The 9,025-nt window shown below is 67.3% G+C and carries 8 protein-coding genes; 5 read left to right on the top strand and 3 right to left on the bottom strand.

Annotation, left to right across the window (positions count from 1 at the left end; genetic code table 11):
• Positions 1–255: 255 nt before the first annotated feature.
• Positions 256–1,968: a M28 family metallopeptidase gene (locus IAE41_RS15030; RefSeq protein WP_200733658.1), complete on the bottom strand. Its 1,713-nt coding sequence runs from the start codon at positions 1,966–1,968 to the stop codon at positions 256–258.
• Positions 1,969–2,052: 84 nt separating this feature from the next.
• Positions 2,053–2,715, bottom strand: a complete 663-nt coding sequence (locus tag IAE41_RS15025; RefSeq protein ID WP_108745774.1) for a hypothetical protein — start codon at positions 2,713–2,715, stop codon at positions 2,053–2,055.
• A gap of 95 nt (positions 2,716–2,810) precedes the next feature.
• On the opposite strand from IAE41_RS15025, the gene IAE41_RS15020 reads away from it, so the two are divergent.
• From IAE41_RS15020 to IAE41_RS15010, 3 genes are all read left to right on the top strand, one after another.
• The gene (locus IAE41_RS15020; protein WP_200733657.1) at positions 2,811–4,115 is read left to right on the top strand and encodes a peptidoglycan DD-metalloendopeptidase family protein; all 1,305 of its coding nucleotides are present in this window, start codon (positions 2,811–2,813) and stop codon (positions 4,113–4,115) included.
• Positions 4,116–4,223: 108 nt separating this feature from the next.
• A complete protein-coding gene (locus tag IAE41_RS15015; RefSeq protein WP_200733656.1) occupies positions 4,224–5,654 on the top strand; it encodes a S41 family peptidase in 1,431 nt (476 codons plus the stop codon).
• Positions 5,655–5,694: 40 nt separating this feature from the next.
• On the top strand, positions 5,695–6,114 hold the full coding sequence (locus IAE41_RS15010) for a hypothetical protein (protein ID WP_200733655.1): 420 nt from the start codon (positions 5,695–5,697) through the stop codon (positions 6,112–6,114).
• Between the two features lie 35 nt (positions 6,115–6,149).
• On the opposite strand, the gene IAE41_RS15005 is transcribed toward IAE41_RS15010, so the two are convergent.
• Complete coding sequence (locus IAE41_RS15005; RefSeq protein WP_200733654.1) at positions 6,150–6,842, bottom strand: rhomboid family intramembrane serine protease; 693 nt, start codon at positions 6,840–6,842, stop codon at positions 6,150–6,152.
• Positions 6,843–7,070: 228 nt separating this feature from the next.
• Here IAE41_RS15005 and IAE41_RS15000 point away from each other — a divergent pair, with 228 nt between their 5' ends.
• Together IAE41_RS15000 and IAE41_RS14995 are read left to right on the top strand one after the other, a co-directional pair.
• Positions 7,071–8,414 carry an outer membrane protein transport protein gene (locus IAE41_RS15000; RefSeq protein ID WP_200733653.1) on the top strand — a complete coding sequence of 448 codons (1,344 nt, stop codon included), beginning with the start codon at positions 7,071–7,073 and terminating at the stop codon, positions 8,412–8,414.
• 78 nt (positions 8,415–8,492) lie between these two features.
• On the top strand, positions 8,493–8,993 hold the full coding sequence (locus tag IAE41_RS14995; RefSeq protein WP_200733652.1) for a hypothetical protein: 501 nt from the start codon (positions 8,493–8,495) through the stop codon (positions 8,991–8,993).
• Positions 8,994–9,025 lie beyond the last annotated feature (32 nt).

Here is a 9,025-nt window from a genome sequence, read left to right as displayed (position 1 = left end):
CGATGGTAGTGTGGCTCAAGCCATGCGAGAGTAGGTCATCGCCAGGGTTTACACCCAAAACCCCGCTGCTGACGCAGCGGGGTTTTTCTTTGCGCGCGGATAATCACGATGCCGGCGTCGCCGCGCGTTGCGCGGTGCCAACCAAGGCTGTAGATCCACGCCATGCGTGGATGGGCCGCCTACCACGCACAAAAAGGCGGCGCCCTTATGGGCGCCGCTTTGACCTCAAGACGCTTCAGTCGAGCAAGCTCGGCTCTACGGGGCCGGAGCCTTGTTCTTCATCATCTCGTCGCGGGCGGCCTTGAAGGGATTGCCTTCATACCAGTTCGGCCAGCGATCACCGCCGGCCAGTTCCTTGCCCACGCCGTACATCAGCTCCAGGTCTTCCACGGTGCCATCCAGCTTCCACGTGGTGGCATCGAACTCATCCTTCGGCCCGTGGTAACGGTTGTTGCCGTAATCGGCAGCCGCCTTGCGGCCCGCTTCGACGCCGCCGTCGCGCAGGTCCTCGCCACCGTCGGCATAAAGCGCCGGCACGCCGGCCTTGGCGAAGTTGAAGTGGTCCGAGCGGAAGTAGAAGCCGCTCTGCACCGAGGTCTCACCGTGCAGGGTGCGGTCCTGTGCGGCGGCCAGCGGCTTGAGGATGTCCTCCAGCTCCGAGCTGCCGAAGCCGGTCACCGTCACGTCCTTGGCACGCCCTGCCACCGACATCGCATCGATGTTGATCACACCGGCGATCTTGTCCAGCGGGAAGGTCGGGTGGGCCACGTAGTACTTGGAACCCAGCAGGCCGGACTCTTCCAGGGTCACCGCCAGGAACACCACCGAACGCTCCGGCTTGGGATCCTGATGGGCCATGGCCTCGGCCACTTCGAGGATGCCTGCCACGCCGGTGGCGTTGTCCACGGCACCGTTGTAGATGTTGTCGCCTTCTTCGCCTTCATGCTTGCCCAGGTGGTCCCAGTGGGCCATGTACAGCACGGCTTCGTCGGCACGCTTGCTGCCCGGCAGCACGCCCACCACGTTGCGCGACTGCTTCTGCGCGATCTGGCTCTTCAGGTCGACGGCGGCCGTGGCCTTCAGCGGCACCGGCTTGAAGCCGCGCTTGCTGGCATCCTTGTAGGCCTGCGCCAGGTCCAGGCCGGCACCGGCGAACAGCGCCTTGGCAGCCTCCGCGCTCAGCCAGCCCTGCACCGGGATGCGGGTTTCCGGATCATCCTTGGCAGGCAGGTCGTACTGCGGGCCGGCCCAGGAGTTCTTCACCACGTCCCAGCCATAGGACGCACCGGCAGTGTCGTGCACGATCAGCGCGGCGGCAGCCCCCTTGCGTGCGGCCTCCTCGAACTTGTAGGTCCAGCGCCCGTAGTAGGTCATGCGCTTGCCGTCGAACAGCTTCTCGTCGTCGACATGGAAGCCCGGGTCATTGACGAACATGACGACGGTCTTGCCCTTCCAGTCCTGGCCGGCGTAATCGTTCCACTTCTGTTCCGGCGCATCGACGCCGTAGCCGACGAACACCAGGTCGCTGGCATCGACCTTCACCTCGGCCTGGCCGGTACGGGTGCCCACCACCATGTCGGTACCGAACTTCAGCTCGGTGGTCTTGCCGCCCTGGGTGATCTTCAGCACGGTCGACTCGTCGGCCGTGGTCTCGGTCATCGGCACGTCCTGGAACCAGCTGTCACCGTTGCCCGGCTGCAGGCCGATGCGCTGCATCTGGTCGCGGATGTAGTTGACCGTCAGCTCTTCGCCCTTGCTGCCCGGGGCGCGGCCTTCGAACTCGTCCGAGGCCAGCGTCTTGACCATCTCGCTGAAGTCGGCGGCGTTGATGCCGGGCGAGAAGGTGTGGGCCGCCGGGGTGGCCGCAGCGTCGGGGCTGGCGGCCGGTGCCGGGGTGGAGGTGTCTTCGCCTTTGCAGGCGCTGAGCGCGGCCGCGGCGGCCAGGCACAGGAGGAGTTTGCGGGGCATCGTCGTTTCCTGGATACACGAGGGATGGCCACGCCGGGCGCGGCCGGTGAAGGGGAACATTCCCCGTACTGCAGCGCCGGGGACTCAGTCCGCCGGCGCGGTATCGGTGTCGAACGGGATCGGCTCGGCACCGGTGATCGGTCCGACGCGCGCGGTGCGGTGCACGTACAGCACCACCTCGCGCTCGAACAGCAGGGCGCCTTCGACCACGGCGTTCGGGCCGATGATCACGCGCGGCTTGCGGCTGGCCGTGAGCGAAACGCTGAAGTTCGGCTTGCGCACGCGCAGGCCACCACCGACCTGCGAGCCGATGCCCACGGTGATGTCGCCGTTGACCGTCTCCACGTCCTGGCGCACGCGGCTGTTGACCAGGCCGATGCCACCGTTGACCGTTTCCACGCCGCCCTCGATCTGGCTGCCGTGGTCGCTGAAGATGCTGCCGTTGACCGTGCTGACATCGCCGCGGGCAATGACCTCACGGCCCAGGCGCACGCTGCCGTTGACCGTCTCGATGCTGCCGGTGTGTGCGCGGTCGGCCACGGTGACGCCGCCGTTGACGGTGTCGATGCTGCCGGTCTCGACGCCATCACCGACGCGGATGCCACCGTTGACGGTGTCCAGCTTGCCGTAGCGCTGGCCCGGATCGGCGCTGATGCTGCCGTTGACCTTGCTGATGTTGTCCTGCGCGCCGAGCGGGCCGGCGACCAGCAGCGCGCCCAACAGCAGCGGAATGGAGAGCGTTTTCATGGGGGACCTCGTTGTTGTGCGGCTGGCAGGCCGCGTGCGTTGATGTCACCATTCCCGGGCACCCCCTGCAACTGCCTGAAGTCACTGGAAAGCCCTTGCGCGACAACGTCTTCCCCTCACGCCGACATCACACCGCCGCTGCCCGCGCCGGGCGTTGCCTGTTGCTGGGGCTGGCCTTGGCCCTGGCGGTTCCCCTGCCGGGCAGTGCGCAGACCGCCTCCACCCGCGAGGCCGAGCGCAAGCTGCAGAAGCTGCGCACCGAACTGAAGGGCGTTGCGCAGGAGCGCCGGCAGATCGAGGGCCAGCGCGGGCAGGCCTCGCGGCAGTTGCGCGATGCGGATGAAAAGGTCGCGCGCAGCGGCCGGATGCTGGCACAGACCGAAACCGCGCTGCGCGAGCAGAACCAGGCCCTGGCCGAGGCCGAGCAGCGCCGCGCGACCCTGCAGGCCAACCTGGCCCAGCAGAACCGCGAACTGGCCGGGCTGCTGCGTGCGGCCTACCAGCTCGGCAACCATGCCCCGCTCAAGCTGCTGCTGTCGCAGGACACGGTGGCCGATGCCAACCGCGCCCTGGCGTATCACCGTTACCTGCAGCGCGAGCGCGCCCAGCGCATCGCCACCCTCACCGGCGACCTGAAGGAACTGGAGACGCTGCAGGCCCAGATTGCCGAGCGCCGGCAGACCCTGCAGGGCGCGCAGCGCGACCAGAAGCAGCAGGCGGCCACGCTGGCCGCCGATCGCCGCGATCGCGCGCAGACCGTGGCCTCGCTGGAAGAACGCTTCAAGGACCGGCGCGAGAAGGAACAGGCGCTTGGCCAGGATGCCAAGGCACTGGAAACGCTGCTGGCCAACCTGCGCGCAGCGGCGGCCCGTGCCGAGGCCGAACGCCGCGCCGCCGCGCGCAAGGCGGCCGCGGAGAAGGCCGCTGCCGAGAAGGCGGCACGCCAGGCCAAGGCCGAAGGCCGCCCGCCGCCGCCAACCAAGGTGCCGCCGGCCGTGGCCTCTGCGCCTGCGCCGAAGGTGGGCGGGTTGGGCTGGCCGTTGTCCGGCAACCTGCTGGCCCGCTATGGCGCCAAGCTGCCCGACGGGCGCACCAGCAGCGGCGTGCTGATCGGCGCACCGGCCGGCAGCACCGTCACCGCTGTGGCCGATGGCACCGTCGTGTTCTCCGACTGGATGACCGGCTACGGCATGATCCTGATCGTCGACCATGGCAACGGCTACATGAGCCTGTACGCACACAACGACACCCTGCTGAAGGATGCCGGCGCGCGGGTCAGCCGTGGCGATGCCGTGGCCAAGGTCGGCAATTCCGGTGGCCAGGGCGTCACCGCGCTGTACTTCGAACTGCGCCGTGGCGGGCAGCCGGTCAACCCGGACAGCTGGCTGCAGCGGCGCTGAATCGAAGGCACCGCAGGCAGGGCCGGATTCAACGGGAATTTAGCTACGCTTCGCGCATAATCGGGGAATGTGCCTTGGGCACGATGCCACCGTCGACAGGAGTGATCCATGCGCGCAGCCCGTACCGCCACCCTCTTGCTGGCCCTGATGCCAGCGCTGTCCTGGGCGCAGCAGACTGCGCCGGCCGCCACCGATACCTCCGGCCAGGCAGCGAGCAACGAGGAGGCGGTGACCTCGAAGGTGCCGCTGGAAGACATCCGTCGCTTCGTCTCGGTGTACAACGCGGTCCGCGCCGCCTATGTCGATCCGGTCGATGACAACAAGCTGATGCAGTCGGCGGTGCGCGGCCTGCTGCTGGACCTCGATCCGCACAGCACCTACTTCAACAAGGAAGACGCCGAGGCCTTCGACGAACAGGCCAACGGCGCCTACGAAGGCATCGGCGTGGAGCTGCAGCAGCAGCCGGACAACGCCAGCATGAAGGTCATCTCGCCGATCGACGACACGCCGGCGGCCAAGGCCGGCATTCTCGCCGGCGACCTGATCATCGCCATCGACGGCAAGCCGATCAGCGCCATCGATGCCAGCGAACCGCTGCGTGGCCCCGCTGGCAGCAAGGTGGTGCTGACCATCGTGCGCGACGGCAAGCCCAAGCCGTTCGACGTCAGCCTGACCCGGCAGACCATCCGCGTGACCAGCGTGAAGAGCCGCATGCTCGAACCTGGCTACGGCTACATCCGCCTGAGCACCTTCCAGGCCGATACCGGTTCTGATTTCCAGAAGCACGTGCAGCAGCTGCAGAAGCAGGCCGGTGGCCAGCTCAAGGGCCTGGTGCTGGACCTGCGCAGCAATCCTGGTGGCCTGCTGACCGCTGCGGTGCAGGTGGCCGATGACCTGCTCGACAAGGGCAACATCGTCAGCACCCGCGGCCGCATCAGCATCAGCGATGCACGCTTCGATGCGACCCCGGGCGACCTGCTGAAGGGCGCACCGGTGGTGGTGCTGACCGACGCCGGTTCGGCCAGCGCATCCGAAGTGCTGGCCGGTGCGCTGCGCGACAACAAGCGCGCGCGCGTGGTCGGCAGCCGTACCTTCGGCAAGGGCTCGGTGCAGACCGTGCTGCCGCTGGACAACGGCGATTCGGTCAAGCTGACCACCGCGCGCTATTACACGCCCAGCGGCAAGTCGATCCAGGCCACCGGCATCGTGCCCGACGTGGAGCTGAAGCCGGCGCCGACGCCGGAGGAAGATGCACTGCCGGCCAGCCTGAGCGATTACAGCGAGGCGACCCTGCCGGGCCATCTGCGTGGCGATGATGAAGGCACCGAGGGCTACCGCGCCGGCGCGGTGCTGCCGGGCGATGCCCCGATCAACGATGCCCTGGCCGAACTGAAGAACCCAGGTTCGGTGGCTGCGCGCCTGAAGGCGGAGGCGGCCAAGGCCGATGCGGAGAAGGCGGCGAAGGCAGCAAAACCCGCCGAGGCGAAGCCGGAAGCAAAGCCGGAAGCAAAGCCAGCCGAAACCCCGGCCAAGCCCTGAGGTAGCGCCGGGCCACGCCCGGCGACACGGAGCTCGCCTCATGGATGACGCTGACGTTGCGACCCTGATCGCTGGACGGCTGGGCCGGGAGCCATGGGCGCCCGGTGTAGCCGGGCCTTGGCTGGACGCGCTCGCGCATCGGCACTGTATCGCCCCCGACCGGGTTCTCTGGTGGGACGGCGCACCGGCCACGCAGGTGCACGCCTGCTACGACGATGGCATGCAGGGGCTTGCCCGGCTCGAGGAGCTGCTGGCCCCTGCGCAGGGAGAGATCCAGCTGATCGTTTCCGAAGAGTGCGCACCGCCCTGGCCGGTGTGGTCACTGCAGGCGAGCGAGCTTCTGCCTCTGCTGGGCGAGCTGCCGTTCTTCGAATACGCCGTGGCGCTGGAAGGTGGCGCAACGCTGGTGTTCGATACCCACCACAACACGTTGCTGGTCAGCCGCGCCCGCAACCGCTGAGGGGGAGCCGGCCAGCGGCCGGCACTACCCGGTGGTCAGAAGCCGTGGCGCTTGCGCAGCTTGCGGGCGATGGCCGCGCGCACGTACACGCCGTACAGCAGGCCGAACACGAAGCCGCCGATGTGCGCCCACCAGGCCACCATTCCGAAGCTGGGGCCGATGTGGGCGAACACCACCTGCAGTGCGGCCCAGACGCCGATCAGCAGGTAGGCCGGGGCGCGCACGAACTCCAGGAACAGGCCCAGCGGGATGACCACGCCCAGCCGGGCGGCCGGGAACAGGGCCAGGTAGGCGCCGATCATGGCCGACACCGCGCCGCTGGCGCCGATGATGATCTGGTCCGGGCTGCCCATGGTGTAGATCGCCACCAGGTTGGACACCGCGCCCCCCACCAGGAACAGCAGCATCAGGCGCCAGGGCCCCAGCACCCGTTCGGCGGGCAGGCCGAAGATGAGCAGGAACACCAGGTTGCCCAGCAGGTGTGACCAGTCAGCATGCAGGAACAGGGCGGTGAACAACCGCAGCACGCTGCCGTCCTGCAGGGTCGCCCACCAGTCCAGCGGGTGGGTCAGGCCGGTGGACAGGGCGCCCCAGTCCAGCCAGAGGCTGTTGCGGGCGTCCCACGGGCGCGAGATCGACCACAGGAACGCCAGCCACAGTGCCGCAAACAGCACGGGTGTAGCCCAGCGCAGCGTGGCCTTCTTGCGGGACGGGAGAGACACGAACATGGGCGCTAGCCTAGCGTGCCGGGACTATGCGCGGGCGTGGCGCCTGTTCAGTTTTCGCACCGGAAATACGGCCGCTGCTGTTATTGTTTCATTAACGGCTCTGGGTAATACTCGCATACGGCGTCGTATGTCGGGAGGGGAATCCGGCGCGTTCTGGCGGACCTTTGCGGGTCCGGTAGGCGCAGGCGCACTCAGAGCACCATCACCGCTTACCGGAGAGAGAACACGATGCAAACTGCTTCCACCATTGCCCGACTGACCCTGCTGGCCGTCGGCGTTGCCGGTGCGCTGGCCGCCGCCGATGCCAACGCTGCTGCCTTCCAGCTGAAGGAAAACAGCGCCAAGGGCCTGGGCCGTGCGTTCGCCGGCTCTGGCAGCGCCGAGGGCGACGCCTCCATCATCGCCGTCAACCCGGCCGGCATGCGCCAGCTGGACGGTACCATGGTCCAGGGTGACCTCAGCGCGATCAGCTTCAAGGCCGAGTTCAAGGGCCAGGGTCGTAAGCCGACCGGCGCCGCACAGACCGGCAGCGACGGTGGCGATGCCGGCATGATCGCTCCGGTGCCGGCCGCGTACTTCCATATGCCGATCGGCGAGAAGGCGCACTTCGGTGTCTCGCTGACCGCTCCGTTCGGCTTCAAGACCGAATACGACAACGGCTGGGTGGGTCGCTACAGCGGTCTGAAGACCGACCTGAAGGCCATCGACCTTGGCTTCGCCGCGTCCTATGACGTAAATCCGTACGTGTCGTTCGGTGCATCGGTGTTCGTTGAGCACCTGACCATTGAACTGAGCAACAACATCGACTTCGGTACCGCGCTGGCCCAGTCGCGCGTCCCGGGCTTCGCCCCGGGCAGCGCCGATGGCAAGCTGACCGTGGAAGGCGACAACAATGCCGTGGGTTGGACCGTCGGCGGTCTGTTCAGCCTTGATGAGAACACCCATATCGGCCTCAGCTACCGCTCCAAGGTCGAGCACAAGATCACCGGCGGTGACGCCACCTTCGTCGTGCCGCCCGCTGCTGCAACCGTGCTGGCTGCAGCGCAGCCGGGTCGTTTCGTAACGACCAGCGGCAAGGCCACGGTGAAGCTGCCGGCTTCGGCCACCCTGAGCGTGACCCACAAGGTCAACGACCGCTGGACCGTGATGGGTGACGTCACCCGCACGGCCTGGTCGACCGCCTTCGACCAGGTCACCATCGATTACGCTTCGGCGCAGCCGGATTCGGTGCTGGACTTCGGCTACCGCGATACCACCTTCGTCTCGCTGGGTACGGACTTCAAGCTGAGCGACACGGTCACTCTGCGCGGCGGTGTGGCCCTGGACCAGACGCCGACCACCGATGCCCACCGTGACGTGCGCGTGCCGGATACCAGCCGCAAGTGGCTGTCGCTGGGCGTGGGCTGGACCCCGTCGGCCAACACCGAATACAACTTCGGTTACACCCACCTGTTCACCAGCGACCCGAACGTGAATGTTGCTGCGACCACCAACAACCAGGGCAACTCGCTGTCGGGCAAGTACAAGGTCCGTGGTGACGTGCTGGCTGCGTCGTTCCAGTACAAGTTCTGATCCAGGCTAAGGCCTGAAGCAGCACGAGGGAGCCCCGCGCAAGCGGGGCTTTCTTTTTGTGGGATGAGCCATCCACGCATGGCATGGATCTACCGCACAGGCACAATCACGGTGGATGGATTCCTGCTGGAGGCAACGATGGCGCTCACGCGCAAGGGCAAGTACTGGTACGGCGACGAGGACGGCGACATCGCCGCGGTGATCGGCAACTACAGCAGGGCGGCGGGCTACCCGGCCACGTTGTTCCGCGCGGCGCTGTGCAGCTGCGGTTCGGCCCGCTTCCATCTGTTTGACGACGAGGTGGAAGGGGCTGCTCGCCGCGACTGCGTGGCGTGCGGGGAATCGCACCTGATGTTCGACAGCGCAGAGTACCTGGCCGAGGCCAATCTGGATGAGCACGTCTGCATGTGCGACAACGCGGCGTTGTCGATCCACTGCGGCGTGGCGCTGTATGAGGGGACGCAGGACGTCCAGTGGCTCTATATCGGTTGCCGCTGCGCCGAGTGCGGGATGGTGGGCGTGTATGCGGACTGGAAATGCGAGGGTGGGCCGGTGGAGGCCTTCATGGAACGCGTGTAAGGCCCATCCACGCATGGCGTGCACGGAACGGG

The sequence above is a fragment of the Stenotrophomonas sp. S39 genome (assembly GCF_016624665.1).
Lineage (GTDB): Bacteria > Pseudomonadota > Gammaproteobacteria > Xanthomonadales > Xanthomonadaceae > Stenotrophomonas.
This window is presented reverse-complemented; position numbering and strand designations above follow the sequence as displayed.